15 protein-coding genes are annotated in these 22577 nt (G+C 65.9%); 8 read left to right on the top strand and 7 right to left on the bottom strand.

Annotation, left to right across the window (positions count from 1 at the left end):
* Positions 1-8: 8 nt before the first annotated feature.
* Complete coding sequence (locus ASD73_RS20235) at positions 9-1799, top strand: DUF885 domain-containing protein (RefSeq protein WP_056367686.1); 1791 nt, start codon at positions 9-11, stop codon at positions 1797-1799.
* A gap of 87 nt (positions 1800-1886) precedes the next feature.
* Here the strand turns inward: ASD73_RS20235 and ASD73_RS20240 are convergent, their stop codons facing one another.
* The 5 genes from ASD73_RS20240 to ASD73_RS20260 all read right to left on the bottom strand — a co-directional run bounded on the left by ASD73_RS20240 (position 1887) and on the right by ASD73_RS20260 (position 7968).
* Positions 1887-3728, bottom strand: a complete 1842-nt coding sequence (locus ASD73_RS20240; protein ID WP_056367687.1) for a gamma-glutamyltransferase family protein — start codon at positions 3726-3728, stop codon at positions 1887-1889.
* Positions 3729-3903: 175 nt separating this feature from the next.
* Positions 3904-5337, bottom strand: a complete 1434-nt coding sequence (locus ASD73_RS20245) for an amino acid permease (protein WP_056367689.1) — start codon at positions 5335-5337, stop codon at positions 3904-3906.
* A 45-nt stretch (positions 5338-5382) separates the two neighbouring features.
* Positions 5383-6030 (bottom strand): GntR family transcriptional regulator, encoded by a 648-nt coding sequence (locus tag ASD73_RS20250; protein WP_056367691.1) that lies wholly within the window; start codon positions 6028-6030, stop codon positions 5383-5385.
* A gap of 7 nt (positions 6031-6037) precedes the next feature.
* Entirely contained in the window at positions 6038-7036 is a 999-nt protein-coding gene (locus ASD73_RS20255) for a 4-hydroxyproline epimerase (protein ID WP_056368244.1), read from the bottom strand.
* Positions 7037-7053: 17 nt separating this feature from the next.
* Entirely contained in the window at positions 7054-7968 is a 915-nt protein-coding gene (locus ASD73_RS20260; RefSeq protein WP_056367693.1) for a dihydrodipicolinate synthase family protein, read from the bottom strand.
* Positions 7969-8016: 48 nt separating this feature from the next.
* Between ASD73_RS20260 and ASD73_RS20265 the strand changes: the two genes are divergently transcribed.
* Together ASD73_RS20265 and ASD73_RS20270 are read left to right on the top strand one after the other, a co-directional pair.
* Positions 8017-9291, top strand: a complete 1275-nt coding sequence (locus ASD73_RS20265; protein ID WP_056367695.1) for an NAD(P)/FAD-dependent oxidoreductase — start codon at positions 8017-8019, stop codon at positions 9289-9291.
* 1 nt (position 9292) lies between these two features.
* Positions 9293-10495, top strand: a complete 1203-nt coding sequence (locus ASD73_RS20270; RefSeq protein WP_056367697.1) for a M24 family metallopeptidase — start codon at positions 9293-9295, stop codon at positions 10493-10495.
* Position 10496: 1 nt separating this feature from the next.
* On the opposite strand, the gene ASD73_RS20275 is transcribed toward ASD73_RS20270, so the two are convergent.
* Positions 10497-11513, bottom strand: a complete 1017-nt coding sequence (locus ASD73_RS20275) for an Ldh family oxidoreductase (protein WP_156377486.1) — start codon at positions 11511-11513, stop codon at positions 10497-10499.
* A 107-nt stretch (positions 11514-11620) separates the two neighbouring features.
* On the opposite strand from ASD73_RS20275, the gene ASD73_RS20280 reads away from it, so the two are divergent.
* From ASD73_RS20280 to ASD73_RS20300, 5 genes are read left to right on the top strand one after another with little or no spacing between them, the layout of a single operon-like run.
* Positions 11621-13993, top strand: coding sequence for a glycoside hydrolase family 127 protein (locus ASD73_RS20280; protein WP_235534625.1), 2373 nt, complete (start codon positions 11621-11623; stop codon positions 13991-13993).
* Positions 13994-14031: 38 nt separating this feature from the next.
* Positions 14032-15741, top strand: a complete 1710-nt coding sequence (locus ASD73_RS20285; protein ID WP_082521738.1) for a gamma-glutamyltransferase family protein — start codon at positions 14032-14034, stop codon at positions 15739-15741.
* A gap of 18 nt (positions 15742-15759) precedes the next feature.
* Complete coding sequence (locus ASD73_RS20290; RefSeq protein ID WP_200934991.1) at positions 15760-17508, top strand: DUF885 domain-containing protein; 1749 nt, start codon at positions 15760-15762, stop codon at positions 17506-17508.
* Positions 17509-17516: 8 nt separating this feature from the next.
* Positions 17517-19319, top strand: coding sequence for a DUF885 domain-containing protein (locus ASD73_RS20295; RefSeq protein ID WP_056367706.1), 1803 nt, complete (start codon positions 17517-17519; stop codon positions 19317-19319).
* 36 nt (positions 19320-19355) lie between these two features.
* Positions 19356-20942, top strand: coding sequence for a S10 family peptidase (locus ASD73_RS20300; RefSeq protein ID WP_056367708.1), 1587 nt, complete (start codon positions 19356-19358; stop codon positions 20940-20942).
* 51 nt (positions 20943-20993) lie between these two features.
* Here ASD73_RS20300 and ASD73_RS20305 read toward each other — a convergent pair whose 3' ends face one another.
* A complete protein-coding gene (locus ASD73_RS20305) occupies positions 20994-22571 on the bottom strand; it encodes an aldehyde dehydrogenase (NADP(+)) (RefSeq protein WP_056367710.1) in 1578 nt (525 codons plus the stop codon).
* Between the last annotated feature and the right edge of the window lie 6 nt (positions 22572-22577).

A 22577-nucleotide genomic window follows, 5' to 3' on the forward strand; every position in this document is an offset into this window, starting at 1 on the left:
AGAAAATGATGAACGGAGTTTCGGTGGCGCGGACGGTCGCGCTGGCGCTGGCGGCCTTTACCGCGCACGCGGCAATCGCCCAGGCACCCACGTCGGGCAGCGCGGATGCACGATTGAAGGCGCTGTACGAGCGCGAATGGGACTGGCGTCAGCAGCAGGGGCTGCGCAGCGGCCGCGGCGGCGATGGCGACGGCCCGACGCATCTGCCCAGGGTCGACGCCGCGACGCAAAAGGCGCGGCTCGATTACTGGACCAGGGCGCTCGCCGAACTCGATGCGATCCCCGCCGATCAGCTTTCGCCCGAAGAGAAGATCAACGCCGCGGTGTTCCGCCAGTCGATCGAAACGATGGCGAACGACATCAAATACAAGACTTATGAGGCGCCGTTCAACGCCGACACCTTCTTCTGGTCGGGGCTCAATCCGCGCAGCGGCGGTTTCGCGACCGCGCAGGCGTATCGCAACTATATCGCGCGTATGCGCGACATCCCGCGCTTCTTCGACGAGCAGACCGCCAATATGCGCGCCGGGCTCGCGCGCGGTTTCAGCGTTCCGCAGATCGCGGTGCAGGGCCGCGACGTCACGATCAAACCGTACCTGCCCGCCGATCAGACCAACTCATTCTACGACGCGTTCAAGGAAATGCCCTCGACGATCCCCGCAGCCGAACAGGCCGCGCTGCGCGCCGAGGGCGAGAAGGTGATCCGCGAGACCGTCGCGCCCGCCTATGCCAAGCTCTACGCATTCATCCGTGACGACTATATGAAGAAGGCGCGCACCACGCTGGCGGGGGAGAAGCAACCCGACGGCCCGGCCTTCTATCAGGCGCAGATCAAGGGTTTCACGACGCTCGACCTGACGCCCGAGCAGATCCACCAGATGGGGCTCAAGGAAGTCGCGCGGATCAAGGCCGAGATGGAGCAGGTGAAGGCGAGCACCGGGTTCAAGGGCGACATGCCGGCGTTCCTGAAGTTCCTGCGTACCGATCCGCAATTCTATCCCAAGACGCCTTACGAGCTGCTCGCCAAATCCTCTTATGTCGCGAAGCGGATGGACGCGAAGCTGCCCGAGACGATCGGCTTCCTGCCGCGGCGGCGCTTTGCGATCCTGCCGGTGCCGCCGGCGCTGGCGCCGATCTATACCGGCGGGCGCGGCGGGCTCGAAAGCTGCCTGATGAACACCTATGATCTGCCGTCGCGGCCGCTCTACACGCTGACCGCGCTCACCATCCACGAATGCAATCCGGGGCACAGCTTCCAGTCGGCGGTTGCGCAGGAAGCGACGCGCCGCCCGGCATTTCGGCGCGGCACGGGCTTTTCAGGCTATGGCGAGGGCTGGGCGCTCTATTGGGAATGGATGGGCAGCAAGCTTGGCATGTACGAGACGCCGTACGAGGATTTCGGCCGCCTCTCCTATGAAATGTGGCGCGCGTCGCGGCTCGTGATCGACACCGGCCTCCACCATTATGGCTGGAGCCGGCAGCAGGCGCAGGACTATCTGCGCGGCAACACCGCGCTGTCCGAGCATGAGATCACGACCGAGATCGATCGCTATATCGCATGGCCGGGACAGGCACTGGCGTACAAGCTCGGCGAGATGCTGATCCGCCGCAAGCGCGCCGAAGCCGAAGCCGCGCTCGGCGACAAGTTCGACCAGCGCAACTTCCACGACGCGATCCTCGCGCTGGGTTCGGTGCCGCTGCCGGTGCTCGAAGCGCGGCTCGACCAGTTCATCGCCGACGGCGGCGTGAACCCGCCGGGCTTCAACCCCGCGCTGCCGGAGGTCGCCAGCGCGCCGTAGGAATTTCCGTCATCCTGACACTGGGGCGGCCGCAGCGATGCGGTCGCCCTCTTTTTTGAGGGATAGCTTCGATCGCCGTCACTTGCCTCAATAGGCGAGCGCGCAGCCGTCGGCGCGCATCTCGCTCGCCGCGGCATAGACGCGCGTCTTGCCATCCATGCGATGCTCGACGCACTGATAGCGCCCGAAACCGCCATCGGATTCACCCAGCGTCCAGCCGATGTCGGCCAGTTGCCGCTGCGTCGCCGCGGGCACGCCGCTTTCGAGCCGCAGCACGCCATTGACGCCGTCATCGGGCGAATCCTCGCCCATCGTCTCGGACGATCCCTCATGGTGCCAGCGCGGCGAGTCGCCTGCCGCCTGGATCTCCAGCCCGTAATCGACACGGTTGATGACGATCTGCGCCTGCCCCTGCGGCTGCATGTCGCCGCCCATCACGCCGAAGCTCATCCACGGCACGTCGCCGCGTGCCGCGAAGCCCGGGATGATCGTCTGGAACGGGCGCTTGCCCGGCGCATAGATGTTGGGATGGCCGTCAGCCAAGCTGAACAACTGCCCGCGATCCTGAAACATGAAGCCTAGTCCGTCGGCGACCAGCCCCGACCCCATGCCGCGGAAGTTCGACTGGATCATCGACACCATCATGCCGTCCTTGTCGGCGCAGCTGAAATAGGTGGTGTCGCCGCGGCTCGGCGCCTTCCCCGGATAGACCGGCGACAGCAGCCGGTCGGGACGGATCAGCTTGGCCCGCTCGGCCGCATAATCCTTCGATACCAGCCATTCGACCGGTACCTTGGCGAAATGCGGATCGGCATAATAACGCGCGCGATCCTCATAGGCGAGGCGCTTGGCCTCGGCCTGCAAATGGATCGACAGCGCCGACTGAAAGCCCGCGCCCTTCAGGTCGAAATTCTCGAGGATGTTGAGCATCTGCAAGGTCGCAATGCCCTGCGTGTTCGCGCCGAGCGCATAGACGTCGGTGCCGCGATAGCCGGTCTTGTGCGGCTCGATCCACTCAGACTTGTGCGCGGCGAGATCCTCATAACGCAGCCACCCACCGATCCGCTTGAAATAGCTGTCGATCGTTCGCGCGATCTCGCCGGTGTAAAAGGCATCGCGGCCCCCTTCGGCAATCAGGCGGAAGGTGCGCGCGAGGTCGGGGTTGCGGAATATCTGTCCCGCCGCGGGCCCCTTGCCGTCATTGACCCCATAGGTGCGCATCGCATTGTCGATTTCCTCGATCCCGCGGCCAGGCTGGCGGAAATTGGCGAGCGCGCGGCGGATATAATAAGCGATCATGTCGGGCACCGGCGCGCCCGCCTCGGCATGCGCGATGACGGGTTCGAACAATTCCTTCCAGGGCAATTTCCCGTAACGCTGGTGCATCGTCCACCAGCCGTCGACCGCGCCCGGCACCGACACGCTGATCGCGCCATAGGCGGGCAGCGTGCCACCTTTCGCGCGGCTGCGCACTGTCGCAAGGTCGAGCCCGCGCGGGCTTTTCCCCGACCCGGCAAGCGCCGCGAGCTTCTTTGTCTTGGGGTCCCAGATCATCGCATAGACGTCGCCGCCGATGCCGTTCGCGGTCGGTTCGAGCAGCCCGAGGCACGCATTGATCGCGATCGCCGCATCGACCGCCGACCCGCCGCGCTTCAATATGTCGATCCCCGCCTGCGTCGCGAGCGGATGCGCGGTGCCCGCCGCGCCATTGAGGCCGTAGGCCGCGGTGCGCGAGGCGAAGCTCGCGCCGACCGGCCGGTCACCGCCCTGAACATCAGGGCGGACAAACCGGTCCGCGCCCGCTTCCCACACCGGCGGCGCCGAACCGCTCGCCTTGGGCGCGGGCTTGGGTTGGCCACCCTGCGCGAAGCCGGCCGTCGGGAGCAATGCGGCAGCCGGAACGGCAGCAAGAAGGGTGCGACGATCCATGAGTTCAAATCCTCGTGAAAAAAATTCATTCTGCGAGATGCGGGCGCGATAGCAAGACCGGATTTGATATACGATCGTGGTGCGGACAATCCGGAAAGCGAAAGGGCTATGGTGCATCGATGCGCCATAGCCCTTCGATAGACCGGCCGGCCGACGATTGCCGCGCCGGGCCGGGTCAGATTCCGACGACCGCCTGATCGCGCCGTGCGAGACTGCGCGCGCGGCCGTAAGCGAAGTAGACGAGGATGCCGAGGATGTTCCATCCGAGGAAGCGGACCAGCGTCATGCTGGGCAGGCTGAACAGCAGATAGAGACAGCCGAGCACCGCGAGCGTGCCGACCAGATAGGGCGCCGGGCAGCGGAACACGCGCGGCAGGTCGGGCGCCTTTTTGCGCAGCACCATCAGGCAGACGCCGACCGCGATGAAGGCGATCAGTGTTCCGGCGTTGGCCAGCTCGGCGATCTCGTCGAGGCGGAAAAAGCCCGCGACGCCAGCAACGAAGACGCCCGTCACCCCGGTGACGAACACCGGCGTCCCCGTGCGTTCGGACACGCGGCTCAGCGAACGCGGCAGCAAACCGTCGCGGCTCATCACGAAGAAGACGCGGCTCTGGCCGTACATCATCACGAGGATGACCGACGGCAAGGCGATGAGCGCCGCGAGCGCGACGAGGTGCGAGGCGACCGGATGGCCTAGCGTGCGGAGCACGAGCGCGAGCGGCTCGGGCGAGTTGCCGAGCGTCGTATAATGCATCGCGCCGACCGCGCTGACCGCGACGAGCATGTAGATGAGCGTGCAGATCGCCATCGACCCGATGATGCCGATCGTCAGGTCGCGCTTGGGGTTCTTGGTCTCTTCGGCCGAGGTCGCGACCGCGTCGAAGCCATAGAAGGCGAAGAAGACGATCGCGGCGGCCGCCATCACCCCCTTGGTCGCGCCGCTCGCGTCGACATGGCTGGCAAAGCCATAGGGCATGAAGGGCTGGAGATTGTTTGCGTCGAACGCGGGCGCCGCAAAGGCGACGAAGATCGACAACGCGACGAGCTTGATGATCACGAGGATGATGTTGAGCGTCGCGCTTTCGCGCGTCCCGGCCATCAGCATGCCCGCCACCCCGAGCGCGACGAGCACGGCGGGCAGGTTGACGATGCCGCCGGCGTGCGGGCCGGATAGCAGGGCGGGGGGCAAATGGATGCCCGCCGACTGGATCCAGCCGACCAGATAGCCCGACCAGCCGACCGCGACGGTCGAACAGGCAAGCGAATATTCGAGGATCAGGCTCCACCCGACGATCCAGGCGAGCGTCTCGCCGAGCACCGAATAGGTGTAGGTATAGGCGCTGCCCGACGTGGGGATCATCGTTGCGAGTTCGGCATAGGCGAGCGCGGCGCAGGCGCAGACCGCACCGGCAATGGCAAAGGCGAGGATCACCGCGGGGCCCGCGCGCTCGGCGCCGACGCCGGTCAGCGTGTAGATACCCGTTCCGACGATCGCGCCGACCCCCAGCGCCACAAGATGCGGCCAGCTGAGCGTGGCGCGCAGGCTATGCCCCGCCTCCTGCCGCGCGACCGCGATGGGCTTTATCGGCCCGAAAAGACCTGCTGCCACCTATTGCTCCTCCCTTGTCTGGAGCCGACGGCAGCCGGCCCCCTGTTAATCGTCGACGAGCTGCTGTCGCAGATCGTCCAGCGTCTTGCGGATATGCGCATCGACCAGCACCGAAATCTTGTCCGCATCGCGCGCCAGCCACGCCTCGAGCAGCTGGTGATGTTCCTCGTTCGCGCGCTCGTCGCGCCCCAGCGGTTCGAGGTGGACACGCACATAGCGTTCGGAGAGCACCTGCAGGCGCTCGAGAATGGTGATCGTGACCGGCTGGCCGCACGGGCGGAACAGCGCGCGGTGGAAAGCGCGGTTGAAGGCGCCGACCCCGTCGCCATGCTCATCGGTGACATGGTCGAGCGTATCGAGCGTTTCGATCGCATGGGAATGATCGGCCTCGGTCGCGAGCAGCGCAGCGCGTGCGGTGGCGTCGGGTTCCAGCTTAATGCGCAGCTCATAGACTTCCTGCGCCTCCGAAGCGCTGAGCGACCGCACGAAGAAGCCGCGGTTCGCCTGTGATCGGACCAGCCCTTCCTCTTCGAGGCGGGCGAGCGCTTCGCGTAGCGGAATCTTGCTGACGCCGAGTTCGGCGGCCAGCGCGTCCTGGCGGATTGCATGTTCGCTGGAAACGACCCCCGAAAGGATGCGCTCGCGGACGAGGTCCACCAGCTGGTCGGACAGGTTTCGGATGATGAGGCTCATAAGGGCCTCATAGCACCGAAAATCCATTCCAGAAGCTGTCTGCTTGATCGACCCAGATCGTGTTGAATCCGGTCGCGATCGCCGATCCCTCGATCGAGGGAATAATGCCGGGCGTATCGCCGAGCATCGCGCTGTCCTCGACCCGTCCGATGAAGCGGCTGCAGATATAGCTTTCGTGGACGAAACGGTCGCCAACCTGCAGCCGTCCCTTGGCAACGAGATGCGCCATCCGCGCCGACGTGCCGGTGCCGCACGGGCTGCGGTCGATCGCGCGCTCGCCATAAAAGACCGCGTTGCGGCCGTCGGCGCCTTCACCTTTGGGCCGGTCTGTCCACATGACATGGCTGACGCCGCGGATGCGGTCGTCAACGGGATGCACCGGCTCGTACGCCGCCTGCATCAGCGAGCGAATGGTGCGGCTCAGATCGACGATCCGCGACGCACCGAGCGCATCGAGACTGATATACGGGCCCTGCGGCTCGATGATCGCGTAATAATTGCCGCCATAGGCGACATCGACCTTGAGCCGGCCGAAGCCGGGGACATCGATTTCGATCCCCTCGGTCGCGAGATAGGAGGGCACGTTGCGGATCCGCACCCACGAAACCCGGTCACCCTCAGTGCCATATTCGATGTCGATCGTTCCTGCGGGAACCTCGACGCGCAGCTTGCCGGGCACCCGCGGGGTAATCAGCCCATTCTCGAGCCCGAAGGTGATGAGCCCGATAGTCCCGTGGCCGCACATCGGAAGGCAGCCACTGGTTTCGATGAACAGGATGCCGATGTCGCTGTCGGGCTGAGTGGGCGGATAGAGAAATCCGCCCGACATCATGTCGTGCCCGCGCGGTTCGAAACAAAGGCTCGTTCGGATCCAGTCGAACCGGTCGAGGAAATCCTGGCGCCGCTCGGCCATCGACCCTCCGCGGACGAGCGGCGCACCACCGGCGACCAGCCGGACCGGATTTCCGGCAGTGTGGCCGTCGATGCAGAAGAAGGTGTGGCGCATGGACTCTCCCTGGCCCGTCAGGCCGCGATCTTGCTCGGCTGCGTCGCCGCGCATTTTTCGACCATCGCGATCACATCCTTACGGCGCTGGCCAGCGAGCGGCATGCGCGGCATGCGGACGCGTTCGGAGCCGCGCCCCATGATCTCTTCGGCGAGCTTGATCGACTGGACCAGATCGCGGTCGGCGTCGAGATGGAGAAGCGGCATGAACCAGCGATAGATCGCCAGCGCCTCGTCATATCTGCCCTCGTTGAACGCCGCGACAAGGCGGACCGATTCGGTCGGGAAGGCACTCGTCAGTCCGGAGACCCAGCCACTGGCCCCGAGGAACAGGCCCTCGAGCGCAATGTCGTCGAGCCCGGCCATCACCGTATAGCGATCGCCGAAACGGTTGAAGACATCGGTGAAGCGGCGCGGATCGGGCGCGCTTTCCTTGATCGCAACGATGTTGGACACGTCGCGCAGCGCCTCGAGCGTCGCGAAATCGACGTCGACGCGGTACGCGGGCGGATTGTTATAGAGCATGATCGGCAGCGAGGTCGCCTCGGCAACGGCGCGGAAATGCGCCTGCAGCTCTTCGGGGGTCGGCACATAGACCATCGCGGGCAGGAGCATGATCGCATCGGCGCCGAGCTTTTCGGCGTCCTTTGCATATTGGATCGCGCGCGCGGTGGTGAGTTCGGACACGCCCGCGACGACGGGCACGCGCCCGGCAACCGCTTCGACCGCGCCTTGCAACACATCGCGCTTCTCGTCGGGTTCAAGCGAATTATTCTCGCCGCACGTGCCGAGAATGATGAGCCCGGTCACCCCGTCATCGACGAGCGCGCTCTGCACGCGCTGGGTTGCATCGAAATCGACCGACAGATCTTCGGCGAATTGAGTGGTAGCTGCGGGATATACGCCCTCCCACAGTGTCCTTATCACGCTCATTCATTACCTCCGTTGAAGCTTCAGATCGTATACGGTATATGATACAAGATGCCAAATGATTTTCCATCTCGCTCGTCCGAACCGCAGAATGCTGTCGTAATTGGCGGAGGCGTCGTGGGACTCGCCACCGCTCTCGCGCTACAAAAACGCGACATATCAGTCACATTGATCGATTCGCCCCCGGCATCCCCTGCCGCATCATGGGGGAATGCGGGCCATATCGCCATCGAACAGGTCGAACCGCTCGCGTCGCGCGCGACGATCCGCTCGATGCCGCGCCGCCTGTTCCGGCGCGGCGGCGCGCTGTCATTGCCATGGCGCGATATCGGCGCGTGGCTGCCCTTCTCGCTGCGGCTCGTCGCCGCGACGAGCCCCGCGCGCTTCGCGGCCGGCCGCGCGGCGCTCGGTCAGGCGCTGGGCGATGCGATGGGTTCGTGGCGCCGGCTGCTGGGCCGAATCGGGGCGGGCGACCTGCTCGTCGAGGATGGCCATTATATCCTGTGGGAAAGCGCCGTGAGCGCCGAAGCTGGTCGCGCGCACTGGGCGGCAACCGATATCGGGCAAGCGAGCATGCGCGATGCGACGCCCGCCGAGCAGGACCGGCTTGCCGCGCTGACCTCAGCTCCGGTCGCCGGCGCGGTCCATATTGCGGGATCGGGCCAGATCGCCGACCTTGATGCGCTGGGCGCGGCGCTCCGCGCGGGATTCGACGCCGCCGGTGGTTCGCGAATCGAAGCGAAGATCGACCGGCTGCTGATCGAGGACGGCCGCGCCGTCGCCATCGCCGCCGACGGGACGCGCCACACAGCAGATGCAATGGTGATCGCGAGCGGCGCCGCGTCGGGCACGCTGATGGCATCGATCGGCCAGCGCGTGCCGATCATCGCCGAGCGCGGCTATCATATCCAGTCGGCCGACACCGGCTGGCCGCAGGATATGCCGCCGGTGGTGTTCGAGGACCGGTCGATGATCGTCACCCGTTTCCGGTCCGGGCTGCGCGCCGCGAGTTTCGTCGAATTCGGCCGCGGCGCCAGCCCCGCCGATCCGCGCAAATGGGCGCGGCTGCGGAAGCATGTCGCGGCGCTCGGCCTGTCCTTCGGCCTGCCCGGCGCCGAATGGATGGGCGCGCGTCCGACGCTGCCCGACTATCTGCCGGCGATCGGGAGGAGCGACCGCGCGGCGAACCTTTTCTACGCGTTCGGCCACCAGCATCTGGGCCTGACTCTCGCCGCGACGACGGGTGATGCCATCGCCGCGCTCGTCGCTGGCGACGCGCCGCCCTTTGACCTCGCCCCCTTCGACCTCAAGCGTTTTGGAGCCTGACATGACCAACGGAATCGGCGGATCGACCGCCGCACAGGAACTCGCCGCAATCACCCCCTGGGCGGACCGCGCCGCGCCGATCGCTGCTGCCGAGCGTGAACAGCGCATCGAAAAGGCGCGGCTGCTGATGCACGCGACCGGCGCCGGCGCGCTGCTGGTCGGCGCGGGCGCGAGCCTGCGCTATTACGCGGGCATCCCGTGGGGCGCGAGCGAGCGGCTGGTCGCGATGCTGCTGCCGCGCACGGGAAAACCCATCGTCATCGCGCCCGCGTTCGAGCTCGGTACGCTCGAAGCCGACCTAAAGATCGAGGTCGAGTTGCGATTGTGGGAGGAGGATGCGAGTCCGTCCGAACTGGTGGTCGGTGCCTTGCGCGAGATTGGCGTGACGACGCTCGCAATCGATCCGGGCATGGCGTTCCTGTTCGTCGATCGCATCCGCCGCGCCGGTCCAACGCTCGACATCGTCGATGGCGGGCCGATCGTCGACGGCTGCCGGATGTATAAATCCGCCACCGAACTCGCGCTGCTCCAGCAGGCGAAGTCGATGACGCTCGAAGCGCATTGTCGCGCCGCGCGCATCCTGGCCCCCGGCATCCGGGCGAGCGAGGTCTCGCGCTTCCTCGAAGAAGCGCACCGCGCAATCGGCGCGGCGGCCGGCAACAGCTTTTGCATCGTCCAGTTCGGCCGAGCGACCGCCTTTCCGCACGGGCTTCCCGGCGACGCGCAGCTCAAGGAAGGCGACGTCGTGCTGATCGACGTCGGCTGCGTGGTAGAGGGCTATCATTCGGATATCACGCGCACCTATGTCTATGGCGAGGCGGACGCCGACCAGCAGCGCATCTGGGCGCTCGAAAAGGAAGCGCAGGCCGCGGCGTTCGACGCCGCGCTGCCCGGCGCGCCGTGCGAGGCGGTCGATGCGGCGGCGCGTGCGGTCCTCGAAAAGGCGGGGCTGGGTCCCGACTATCGCTTGCCCGGGCTGCCGCACCGCACCGGCCACGGCATCGGGCTGTCGATCCACGAGCCCGCCTATCTGGTGCGCGGCGACACGACGCCGCTCGCGCCCGGCATGTGCTTTTCGAACGAGCCGATGATCGTCATCCCCGACCGCTTCGGCATCCGGCTGGAAGATCATTTCTACATGACCGAAAGCGGCGCCAAATGGTTCACCGAACCCTCGCCCGCGATCGACCGGCCGTTCGGCTGAGCTAGTCCAGCAGCGCCCGCACATCCTCGTAGAGCTGGCGCGGCACCTGCACGCCATTCGCGAGGCTGCGCGCGCGCGCTTCGAAGCGCCGCTGCGACGGCAGGCGGGCGCCCTGTCCGGTGATCGCGTCGAACACCTGTTCGGCGCGTTCGATATGCTTCGCCGCCTCGTTGCCGAGGAAGCCCGCGGGATCGATCGCCAGGATGAACTCGCCGCCGATCGGCGACGAACCGGCACCGGCGTCGAGCGCGATCGATTCGGCGCTGGTGAGATCGCCGATCAGCGGGCCCGCGATCAGTTCGACCATTGTCGCCAGCGCGGAGCCCTTGTGGCCGCCGAAGGTGAGCATCGCCCCGCCCAGCGCCGCCGCGGCATCGGTGGTCGAGCGTCCCTCGGCATCGATGCCCCAGCCCTCGGGAATCGGCTTGCCCGCGCGGCGGTGGAGTTCGATCTCACCGCGCGCGACCGCGCTCGTCGCGAAGTCGAAAATATAGGGATAGGCGCCGGGGCGCGGCCAGCCGAACGCGATCGGGTTGGTACCGAACAGCGGCTTGATCCCGCCCGCGGGCGCTACCCATGCATGGCTGGGGGTGCAGGCGAACGCCACCAGGCCCGCCGCAGCGACGGCCTCGACCTCGGGCCAGAGCGCCGCGAAATGCACGCAATTGTTGATCCCGAGCGCGGCAATTCCATTGTGCCGCGCCTTTTCGACCAGAAGGGGCAAGCCTTTCCCGAACGCGGTTTGCGCAAATCCCCCGCCCGCGTCGACGCGGACCAGTGCGGGCGCGACATCGTGCACCACCGGGACGGCGTCCTTGACCACCTTGCCGGTCTTCAACGTGTTCACGCAGACAAGCAGGCGATAGATCCCGTGGCTTGCACATTCGTCGCGCTCGCCGGCAACGATCGTTTCGGTCACCGCCTCGACATGCTGCGGCGCGAGGCCATGGTGCGCGAGGATATCGCGCGACAGCGCCGCCACCTCGTCCAGCGAAAGTCGTACATTGTCGTCGCTCATCACTCTTCTTTCATCAAATGTTCCCGAGGCGATTATCGCCGCTTGCATAATTCGTATACTATATAATATGCTACTGCCAAGGCGAGCGAAAGACTCAGGGGAGCATAATGCAACAATGGCACGTCGATCGCCGTACCCTGCTCGCGGGCGCCGCATCGATGGCGTTCGTCCCGGTTTTCGCCCGCGCAGCACCAGCGGCGAGCATAGCTTTCGGCCCCGCGAAACCGCTACCGCTTTCGGCGATCCGCCTGCTCGAATCGCCGTGGCTCGAAGCCGTGGAAGGCAATCGCCGCTATCTGCACGCGCTCGAACCCGACCGCCTGCTCCATAATTTCCGTACCAGCGCCGGGCTCGAACCCAAGGGCGCAGTCTATGGCGGCTGGGAAAGCGACACGATCGCGGGGCACAGCCTCGGCCATTATCTGACCGCTCTGTCGCTGATGTATGCGCAGACGGGCGATGCGGAGTGCAAGCGGCGCGCCAGCTATATCGTGGGTGAACTCGCCGCGGCGCAGGCGGCGCATGGCGACGGCTATGTCGCGGGCTTCACGCGCAAGCGCGGCGACGTCGTGGAGGACGGCAAGCTGCTGTTCGCGGAGCTGAAGCGCGGCGACATCCGCTCGATGGGGTTCGACCTCAACGGTTGCTGGGTCCCCTTCTACAACTGGCACAAATTGTTTGCCGGGCTGTTCGATGCGCAGGAGCTTTGCGGCGATGCGAAGGCGTTGCCCGTCGCGGTCGGGCTCGCCGCCTATATCGACGATGTGTTCGCCGCGCTGACCGACGATCAGGTCCAGCAGATACTCGATTGCGAGCATGGCGGGATCAACGAAAGCTTCGCCGAGCTTCATGCGCGCACGAAAGACCCGCGCTGGCTGCGCCTCGCCGAGCGGCTGCGCCACCGCAAGGTGCTCGACCCGCTGAGCGAGGGCAGGGATTCGCTGCCGTGGATCCACGCCAACACCCAGATCCCCAAGATCATCGGCCTTGCCCGGCTGCACGAACTGACCGGCAAGGCGGACGACGCCCAGGCGGCGCGCTTCTTCTGGGATACGGTGATCCGCGACTATAGCTATGTCATCGGCGGTAATGCCGACCGCGAATATTTCCCGGCGCCGCGGACGATCTCGAAACATATCACCGAGCAGACGTGCGAGAGCTGCAACAGCTACAATATGCTGAAACTGACCCGCCACCTGTACGGCTGGCGGCCCGAGGCGCGGCTGTTCGATTATTATGAGCGCGCCCACACGAACCATATCCTCGCGCATCAGGATCCGGCGACGGGCATGTTCGCCTATATGGTGCCGCTGATGTCGGGATCGGCGCGCAAATTTTCAAAGCCGTTCGACGATTTCTGGTGCTGCGTCGGGTCGGGGATGGAGAGCCACGCGAAGCATGGCGATTCGGTGTGGTGGCAGAGCGGCGACACCTTGCTGGTCAATCTCTACATCGCCTCGACCGCGACCTGGGAAAGCCAAGGCGCCAGCTTCCGGATGGAGACCGCCTATCCGTTCGGCAAGGACGTCGCGATCACGCTTGAGACGCTCGATCGCGCGGGCGACTTTGGCGTCGCGCTGCGAATTCCGGGCTGGTGCGACGGCGCGAAGTTGACGGTGAACGATGTACCGGTGCCGGCAGCTGCCGGCGATTATGCGGTGATCCGCCGCCGCTGGGCGAAGGGCGACCGCATCGCGCTGACGCTGCCGATGCGGCTGCGCACCGAGGCGGCGAACGACGATCCGTCGACCGTCGCGCTGCTGCACGGCCCCGTCGTGCTCGCCGCCGACCTCGGCCCCGCCGACCAGCCGTTCGAGGGGCCCGCCCCCGCGCTCGTCGCGGCCGACCTGCTCGCGGGCTTCGCGCCGGTCGATGCCGCGGCGGGGAAGTTCCGCACGACCGGCATCGCGCGGCCCGCCGACCTGGCCTTCGCACCCTTTTACCAGCAGCGCGATCGCCGCACCGCGATCTATTTCAAAAGCTTCGACGACGCCGGCTGGGCGCGCGAGCAGGTCGCCTTCGCTGCCGAACATGCGCGCCAGCAGGACCTCGCCCGCCGCTCGGTCGACGTGATGAACCTCGGCGAGATGCAGCCCGAGCGCGACCACGGGCTGACCGCCAAAAACAGCTATGCCGTCACCTATCGCGGCCGCCACGGGCGCGACGCGCGGACTTTCGGCTTTTTCGAATATAAGGCGAAGGTGCGCCCTGGCCCGCTGGTGCTGCAGGCGACCTATTGGGGCGAAGAGCGGAACAAGCTGTTCGACATTCTCGTCGACGGGACGAAAATCGCGACGCAGGCGCTCGACGGCGAGCACCCCGGCGAATTCTTTGAAATCAACTATCCGATTCCGGCCGATCTCACGCGCGGAAAGGACGAAGTCACCGTCCGCTTCCAACCCGCCAACGATACGACACGCTGTGGCCCCGTTTTCGGAGTCCGCATCTTCACGCCCGCACCAGCGCAGGGGACGGTTTGACGCACGCATAATCCGACAACGAAACAGGGGGTCGCAAAATGGGTAGAAACTATCGATTGCTGGTCACGCTCGGGCTCGTGATAATTGCCGGGCCGACGCTCGCGCAGGAACAGGGTGCCAAGCCCGCGGTTCACGCCAAATCGGCGATGGCGTCCTCCTCCAATCCCGCCGTGACCAAGGCGATGGTCGAGGTGATGAAGAAAGGCGGCACCGCGCTCGATGCCGTCCTGACCGCGGTCCCGATGCAGGCGGTGATCGAACCGCAGATGACGACGCTCGCGGGCGGCGTTTCCATCCTCTATTATGACGCGAAGACCAAAGAATATCATTATCTCGACGCCGAACTCGACCATACGAAGGACGCGCAGGTCGGTGGTGGTTGGGCGCAATATACCGGCGGCGGCGGCGAACGGCTGCCCGACACGTCGGGCAAGCGCATCGGCATTCCGGGCACCGTAGCGGGGCTGAAGGCGGCAGCGGACCGCTTCGGAACGCTCAAATGGGGCGATTATTTCGCCCCCGCGATCAAGCTCGCCGACGACGGTTACCCGATGTATTCCTTCCTCTACGGCGAACTGGCCGAGGCGGCGCTGACGCGGCTTTCCGCTTACCCTTCGGGGCGCGAGGAATATCTGCCCGACGGTTATGTTCCGCCTGTCGGCACGATCGTGAAGCACCCCCGACTGGCACAGGCGATGCGCCGTATTTCCGCCGAAGGACCATCATATATCTACACCGGCGAATGGGCGCAGCGCTTCGTCGCTGCGGTGCGCGCGACGGGCGGGGGGCTGACCGCCGAGGAACTGGCGGGGTACAAGGCGCGCTGGGAAACCCCGCTGCGCTCGACCTACAATGGTTACGAGGTTATCGGCGCCCCGCCGCCGTCGACCGCCGGCACGCTGATCTCGATGGTGCTCAACGTCGTCGAGAATTACGACCTCAAGGCGCGTCCGCATTATTCGCAGTCGGCGGAGTCGCTCGAACTGATCCGCCGCGCCTTCGGCTACGCAGAGACCGCCACCGACGAGTTCGTCCGCGACCCGCTGAGCTATGACGTGCCGACCGACATGCTGCTGTCGAAGGACAATGCCAAGCGCTTCGCCGCGCAGGTGACCGCAAGCCTGCCCAAGCCCGCCGTAGCGCCGCAAGCCGCGGCAACGCCGGGAAGCGCGCTCGAACTCGCCGCATCCTTCGATAGCCACGACCGCCACTCGACCGACACCAACCATCTCGTCGCGGTCGATGCGCAGGGGAATATGGCCTCGGTCACCCACTCGGTTTACGGCAGCACCTTCGCGACCGGCATGGTCGTCGACGGGATCGCGATGAACAGCGGCAATAATTTCCCCGGCAACACCGCCGGCCCCGGCCGCCGCGTGATCTCGCCCTTCCCGCCGACGATGATCGCGAAAGACGGCAAGCCGTGGATGACGATCGGGTCGCCCGGTCTGTCGTCGCGCGCGGTGACGATCACGCTGATCAACCTGCTCGGTTATGGCATGTCACTCGAACAGGCGGTCGACGCGCCGCGTTTCCAGGGATCGCAGGCGGGCGTCCCGATGGTGGTCGAGAGCCGCGTGACGCAGGCGGTGCGCGACGAACTCAAGACCCGATACGGCGTCAATGTCCGCCCGACCGCCCCCTATAACTGGCACTTCGGATCGATCCAGGCGATCCAGCGCAATCCCGACGGCAGCCTGACCGGCGTCGCCGATCCTCGCCGCGCCGGCCTCGCGGCCGGTTACTGATCAACAGGAGAAATTTCGATGCGATATCTCGCTCCCGCGCTGCTGGCCGTCTCGGCCATCGCCCTCGGCGCCCCCGCTTTCGCGCAAGCTCCGCAATCGGCCTCACAGTCGGCAGACGCGCGGCTGAAGGCGCTTTATGATGCCGAGTGGAAATGGCGCACGCAGGAACTCGCGCTCGACCCGGACGGCGACCGCGACGGCAGCGACCGCTTTCCGAGCGTCGATGCCGCAAGCCAGGCGCGCCGCGCCGCCTATTGGAACAATGCGCTGGCCGAGCTCAACAAGATCCCGTTCGACCAGCTGTCTCCCGAAGAGCGGATCAACGCCGAGGTGTTCAAGACCGCACTCGAAGAGTTCGGGGTCGAGCAGAAATACCGCGAATATGAGGATCCGTTCTTTTTCTGGACGTGGATCGCGCCGCGCGGCGGGCTGCCGAACGCCGACGCCTATCGCAATTATATCAAGCGGCTCGGCGATATGCCGCGTTATGTCGATCAGCAGATCGTCAACATGCGCGCAGGACTCAAGCGCGGCTTCACCAAGCCGCAGGTCTCGCTAGCCGGCCGCGACGCGCCGATCGAACCGCTGGCGTCGGCCGATGTCGACAAGAACCCGCTGTTCACCAGCTTCGCTGCAATGCCCGGCAGCATCCCCGAAACCGAACGCACGGCTTTGGTAGCCGAGGGCCGCGCTGCGGTCGCTGCTGCGGCACCGGCGTTCGCAAAGCTGCGCGCCTTCGTCCGCGACGAATATATCCCCAAGTCGCGCACCGCGATCGCGGGCGAAGCGCTGCCTGACGGCAAGGCCTATTATGCCGCGAAGATTCGCCAATATACGACGCTCGACCTGACACCCGAGCAGATTCATGAAATCGGGATCAAGGAGGTCGCGCGGATCGACGCCGACATGCAGGCGACGATGAAGAAGTCGGGATGGACGGGCGATTTCGCCGGCTTCCTCCATTTCCTGAAGACCGACCCGCAGTTCACGGCCAAGTCGCCGTACGAGCTGATGGCGAAATCGGCCTATGTCGCGAACCGGATCAACGGTCAGCTCAAATTCCTCGTCGGCCACCTGCCGCGCTATCGCTTCACGATCCGCCAGACCCCCGACAATATCGCGCCCTTCGCGACCGGCGGAAACGGGGGGCTCGAGAGCTGCCTGATGAACACGTACAATCTGCCCGCGCGTCCGCTCTATACGATCCCGCCTTTGACCGCGCACGAATGCGCGCCCGGCCACAGCTTCCAGGCCGCGCTTGCGCTCGAGGCGCCCGACCGGCCGCAGATCCGCCGCACGACCTATTTCTCGGGCTATGGCGAGGGCTGGGGACTCTACACCGAATGGCTCGGCATGCAGATGGGGATCTACGAAACGCCCTATGACGAGTTCGGGCGCGAAACCTATGAAATGTGGCGCGCCGCGCGGCTCGTCGTCGACACCGGGCTGCACCACAAGGGCTGGACGCGGCAGCAGGCGCTCGATTTCATGAAGGCGCACACCGCTTTGTCGGATCACGAGATCACGATCGAGGTCGACCGGTACATCAACGATCCGGGGCAGGCACTCGCGTACAAGCTCGGCGAGATGCTGATCCGCCGCAAGCGTGCCGAGGCCGAAGAGAAGCTCGGCGCCAGTTTCGACCAACGCTGGTTCCACGACACGCTGCTCGGGCTCGGCTCGGTGCCGCTGCCGACGCTCGAGCGCGTGCTCGACGAATGGATCGCGGGCGGGGGCAAGAACCCGAACCCCGAACCCGCCGCCTGATTTTTCCGATGAGGAGACAGAAGTTGTTCACCCGCACGATCCTGCTTTCGACCCTCGCTCTTCTGCCGCTGGCGCCCGCCGCGGCAGAGACACCCGCCGCGCCTGTCCCTTCGGCCGCGGCGCCGACGCCCGGAAGCGCCGACGCCCGGCTTCGCGATCTGTACGAGGCCGAATGGGCCTGGCGGCAGAAGGAATTCGCCCGGCGCATCGGCGACCCGCCCTTCACCGCATCGGCCGACCATCTGCCGCGCGTCGACGCGGCGACACAAGCGGCGCGGCAGACCTATTGGCAAAAGACGCTCGCGGCGCTCGACGCCATCCCCATCGATCAATTGTCGGAGAATGAGAAGATCAACGCCGCGGTGCTGCGCACCAGCCTCGAGGCCTTCGTCGCCGAGGGCAAGTACCGGATGTGGGAGATGCCGTTCAACGCCGACAGCCAGTTCTGGTCGGGGCTGAGCGCGCGCGACGCCTGGCCGTCGCTTGAGGAATATCAGCGCTACATCGGCCGCATGCGCGACATCCCGCGCTATTTCGACGAGCAGGTAGTCAATATGCGCGCGGGCCTGAAGCGCGGCTTCAGCGTGCCGCGCGCCTCGCTCGAAGGACGCGACGCGACGATCGCCGCCTATGTCGACACCGACCCGGCGAAGAACCCCTTCTACAGCGCCTTCACCAAGATGCCCTCGACGATCCCCGCGGCGGATCAGGAGCGGCTGCGCGCCGAAGCCCGGCAGGTGGTCGCGGGGACGGTCGCGCCCGCCTATGCCAAGCTGCTGACCTTCTTTAAGCAAGAGTATCTGCCGAAGGCGCGGACGACGCTGGCGGCCGAGGCGATGCCCGACGGCAAGGCCTTTTATCAGGCGCAGATCCGCGAATATACGACCACCGCACTGACCGCAGAGCAGATCCACGAAATCGGCCTTAAGGAAGTCGCGCGGATCACCGCCGAGATGGAGCAGGTGAAGGAGAAGGCGGGGTTCAAAGGTGACCTCGCGGCGTTCATCCAGTTCCTGCGCACCGACCCGCAATTTTATGCGAAGACCCCCGAGGAGCTGCTCGCCTTCTCGGCGCTTGTCGCCAAGCGCGCCGATGGCCAGCTGAAATATACGATCGGCTTCCTGCCGCGCTATCGTTTCACGATCCTGCCGGTGCCCGACGCGATCGCGCCGACCTATACCGCAGGGCGCGGCGGGCTGGATGCGTGCCTGATGAACACGTACGACCTGCCGTCGCGGCCGCTGTACCAGATCCCCGCGCTGACGCTGCACGAATGCGTTCCCGGGCACAGCTTCCAGGCCGCCGTCGCGCTCGAGACGACGAAATGGCCGGCCTTCCGCCGCCAGACCTATTTCTCGGGCTATGGCGAGGGTTGGGGGCTCTACACCGAATGGCTCGGGACCAAGATGGGCATTTATCGCACGCCCTACGAGGATTTCGGCCGCCTTTCGTTCGAGATGTGGCGCGCCTCGCGGCTCGTCGTCGACACCGGCGTCCATCATTATGGCTGGAGCCGCGAGAAGGCGATCGACTATCTGGCGAGCCACACCGCACTCGCGCAGCACGACGTCGAGACCGAGATCGACCGCTATATCAGCTGGCCGGGACAGGCGCTTGCCTACAAGCTCGGCGAAATCACGATCCGCCGGCTGCGCGCCGACGCCGAGGTGAAACTCGGGCCGAAGTTCGACCAGCGCAAGTTCCACGACACCTTCCTCGCGCTGGGGTCGGTGCCGCTTCCGGTGCTCGAACAGCAGCTCGAAAAATTCATCGCCGACGGCGGCGAAGTCCCGACCGCCGTCGCGCCCTGATTTCCTCCCCCGACAGAATATTCCCAGGAGAGATCCATGCGTATCAACCGCTATCCGATCCTTGTCGCGCTGGCCGCGGCACTCGCGCTGCCCGCCGCCGCGCAGGAAAAGAAAGCCGAAACCGGCAAGAGCGAAAGCGCGAAGGCCGACGCGAACGAACCCGAAGAGGATATCGCGCGTGCCAGTGCCGAGGAGGACGCGCAGCCGAAACGCGGCAGCGTGACGGTGAAGGGCCGGACGATTGCCTATACCGCGACCCCCGGCACGCTCACCATCCGCGACGACGATGGCGAGGCGGTCGCGAGCATGTTCTATGTCGCCTATGTCGCCGACCGGCCGAAGGGTGCGGCGCCGCGTCCGGTCACCTTCACCTTCAACGGCGGGCCGGGGTCGTCGAGCATGTGGCTGCACATGGGATCGATCGGCCCCGTGCTCGTCGAAACGCCGACCGCGGGTAGCACCGCGCCCGCGCCATACCGTATACGCAGCAATCCCGAGACGATGCTCGACAAGACCGACATCGTCTTTCTCGACGCGATCGGCACCGGCCTGTCGCGCCCGATCGGCAAGTCGAAAGGCCCCGAATTCTGGGGGGTCGATCAGGATATAGACGCCTTCTCGCGCGGCATCATGCGCTACCTCACAGTCAGCGACCGCTGGGACAGCCCGAAATTCCTGTTCGGCGAAAGCTATGGCACGCTGCGCGGCGCGGGGCTGGTGTATGCGCTGCAGCAGCGCGGTGTGCAGATGAACGGCGTCGTGCTGCTGTCGTCGATCCTGAACTATGGCGTGCGCCAGCCGGGCTACGACCAGATTTACCTCACCTATCTGCCAAGTTATGCGGCGACCGCCTGGTATCACAACCGGCTGGCTAACAAGCCCGCGGCGCTCGAACCCTTCCTGACCGAAGTGCGGCAGTGGACGACGGGACCCTATGCGGCGGCACTCGCCAAGGGATCGGACCTCGGTGACGAGGAACGCAATGCCGTCGCGCAGCAGATGAGCGCCTATACAGGGCTGCCGGTCAAATATGTCCTCGACGCCGACCTGCGCGTCGAACTGTCGCGCTTCCGCAAGGAATTGATGCGCGACCAGAAACGCACCGTCGGGCGGCTCGATTCGCGTTTCATCGGCATCGACGTCGATGCTGCGGGCGAAGGGCCCGAATATGACACCACCGACGCCGCGATCAGCGGGCCCTATGTCGGCGCGCTTAACAAATATCTGTTCGGCACGCTCGGCTACAAAACCAAGCTCAGCTACCGTCCCAATTATTATGTCAAGATCGGCGGCGGCAATTGGGACCAGCGCCACCGCGCGCCGGGCGGACGGCAGGGCGGCGCGCAGATGGCGCTTGCCAACACCGCGCTCGACCTGTCGGCCGCGATGCGCCAGAATCCCTATCTGAAAGTGCTGTCACTCAACGGCTATTACGACATGGCGACGCCCTTTTTTGGCGCCGAATATGATCTGAAGCATATGCAGATCGACCCGTCGTTGCGCGCGAACCTGACCTATCATTATTATGAATCGGGCCACATGGTTTACATCAACCCGGCAGTCATCGGGCAGTTCAAGCGCGACCTTGACGCCTTCTACGACAGCGCGGCCATAGGCAACTGAACGGGGGCAGGGCAACGCTCGCGCCCACCGCCGGACGCGAGCGTTGCCTTATCAATCGCCGAGGACAAGTGCGCCGTCGATACGGCGCGCGATGCCCCACGGATTGGCCGGCTTCAGCGCCGCCGGGAGCAAGCTTTCGGGCAAATTCTGGTAGCTGACGGGCCGCACGAAGCGTTCGATCGCAAGCGTGCCGACCGAGGTGCTCCGCCCGTCAGAGGTCGACGGATAAGGTCCGCCATGGACCATCGCATGGCAAACTTCGACCCCGGTTGGCCAGCCATTGGCGAGGATGCGCCCCACTTTGCGTTCGATCAGCGGCAGCAGCCGCGCGGCGAGCGGCTCGTCGTCGGCGTCGATCTGGAGCGTCGCGGTGAGCTGGCCCTCGAGCCCCGCGATCAGTGTCGCAACCTCGTCGATATCGCGGCAGCGGACGATCACCGACGATGAGCCGAACACCTCGTGGCCGAGCGCCGTGTCGGCGAGGAAACCCGCGGCGTCGGTGATGAACAGCGCACCGCGTGCCGCGCAAGTGCCCGGCCCTTCGGCCCCGCGCGCGACAAGCTGCGTCGCCGAATGGCGCTCGAGGGCATCGACACCGCTCTCGAAGCTTTTGTGAATACCCGGCGTGAGCATCGTCGCAGGGGCAATGGCCGACAGCGCAGCGCCCGCTGCGGCGGCGAAGCGGTCGAGATCGGGACTGTCCAGCGCGACCAGCAGGCCGGGGTTGGTACAGAATTGCCCGGCCCCCATCGTCAGCGACTGGGCGAACGCCTCGCCCAGCGCTTCGGCCCGGTTGTCGAGCGCGGCAGGAAATAGGATGACCGGATTGATGCTGCTCATTTCGGCATAAACCGGGATCGGCTCTGCCCGCGCCGCGGCGATCTGCATGAGCGCGAGCCCGCCACCGCGCGACCCGGTAAAGCCGACCGCCTTGATCCGCGGATCGGCGACGAGGGCGCCGCCCAGCGCGTTCGACGGGCCGGGCAGGTAGGAGAAGACGCCTTCGTGGAGCCCGCAGCTCGCGACCGCTGCCCGAATCGCGCGCGCGACAAGCTCGCCCGTGCCGGGATGCGCGGAGTGGCCCTTGACCACCACCGGGCAGCCCGCGGCGAACGCCGAGGCGGTGTCGCCGCCGGCGACCGAGAAGGCGAGCGGGAAGTTGCTCGCGCCGAACACCGCGACGGGGCCGAGCGCAAGGTGCCGGCGGCGGAGGTCGGGCCGCGGCAACGGCGCGCGATCGGGTAAGGCGGGATCGATCGTCGCGTGCAACCAGTCGCCCGCGCGGACAAAGGCGGCGAACATGCGCAGCTGCCCCATCGTGCGGCCGCGCTCGCCCTCGAGCCTTGCGCGCGGCAAGCCGCTCTCGGCCATTGCGCGTTCGATCAGATCGTCGCCGATCGCGGCGATGCCGTCGGCAATGGCTTCGAGAAACGCCGCGCGCGCTTCGAGCGTGGTTTCGGAAAAGCTGGCGAAGGCGGCATCGGCGAGCGCACAGGCACGGTCGACATGGCTCGCATCCGCGGCGCCGAACGGCGGTTCGACTGTCTGTCCGGTCGATGGATCGACCGCAAGGAAAGTCTCGGTTGCGCTGTCTTCGGTCGCGCCGACGAAAATCGAACCAGCTATCATTCGGGG

Origin of the sequence: Sphingopyxis sp. Root154 (assembly GCF_001427105.1) — a bacterium.
Lineage (GTDB): Bacteria > Pseudomonadota > Alphaproteobacteria > Sphingomonadales > Sphingomonadaceae > Sphingopyxis.

Excerpts from the sequence above, each read along its gene's own strand:
- ASD73_RS20285 (WP_082521738.1), top strand. The coding sequence starts at position 14,032 with ATGGGTAGAAACTATCGATTGCTGGTCACGCTCGGGCTCGTGATAATT.
- ASD73_RS20300 (WP_056367708.1), top strand. The coding sequence starts at position 19,356 with ATGCGTATCAACCGCTATCCGATCCTTGTCGCGCTGGCCGCGGCACTC.
- ASD73_RS20250 (WP_056367691.1), bottom strand. The coding sequence starts at position 6,030 with ATGAGCCTCATCATCCGAAACCTGTCCGACCAGCTGGTGGACCTCGTC.
- ASD73_RS20295 (WP_056367706.1), top strand. The coding sequence starts at position 17,517 with ATGAGGAGACAGAAGTTGTTCACCCGCACGATCCTGCTTTCGACCCTC.
- ASD73_RS20260 (WP_056367693.1), bottom strand. The coding sequence starts at position 7,968 with ATGAGCGTGATAAGGACACTGTGGGAGGGCGTATATCCCGCAGCTACC.
- ASD73_RS20240 (WP_056367687.1), bottom strand. The coding sequence starts at position 3,728 with ATGGATCGTCGCACCCTTCTTGCTGCCGTTCCGGCTGCCGCATTGCTC.
- ASD73_RS20265 (WP_056367695.1), top strand. The coding sequence starts at position 8,017 with ATGCCAAATGATTTTCCATCTCGCTCGTCCGAACCGCAGAATGCTGTC.
- ASD73_RS20305 (WP_056367710.1), bottom strand. The coding sequence starts at position 22,571 with ATGATAGCTGGTTCGATTTTCGTCGGCGCGACCGAAGACAGCGCAACC.
- ASD73_RS20235 (WP_056367686.1), top strand. The coding sequence starts at position 9 with ATGAACGGAGTTTCGGTGGCGCGGACGGTCGCGCTGGCGCTGGCGGCC.
- ASD73_RS20255 (WP_056368244.1), bottom strand. The coding sequence starts at position 7,036 with ATGCGCCACACCTTCTTCTGCATCGACGGCCACACTGCCGGAAATCCG.
- ASD73_RS20275 (WP_156377486.1), bottom strand. The coding sequence starts at position 11,513 with ATGAGCGACGACAATGTACGACTTTCGCTGGACGAGGTGGCGGCGCTG.
- ASD73_RS20290 (WP_200934991.1), top strand. The coding sequence starts at position 15,760 with ATGCGATATCTCGCTCCCGCGCTGCTGGCCGTCTCGGCCATCGCCCTC.
- ASD73_RS20270 (WP_056367697.1), top strand. The coding sequence starts at position 9,293 with ATGACCAACGGAATCGGCGGATCGACCGCCGCACAGGAACTCGCCGCA.
- ASD73_RS20280 (WP_235534625.1), top strand. The coding sequence starts at position 11,621 with ATGCAACAATGGCACGTCGATCGCCGTACCCTGCTCGCGGGCGCCGCA.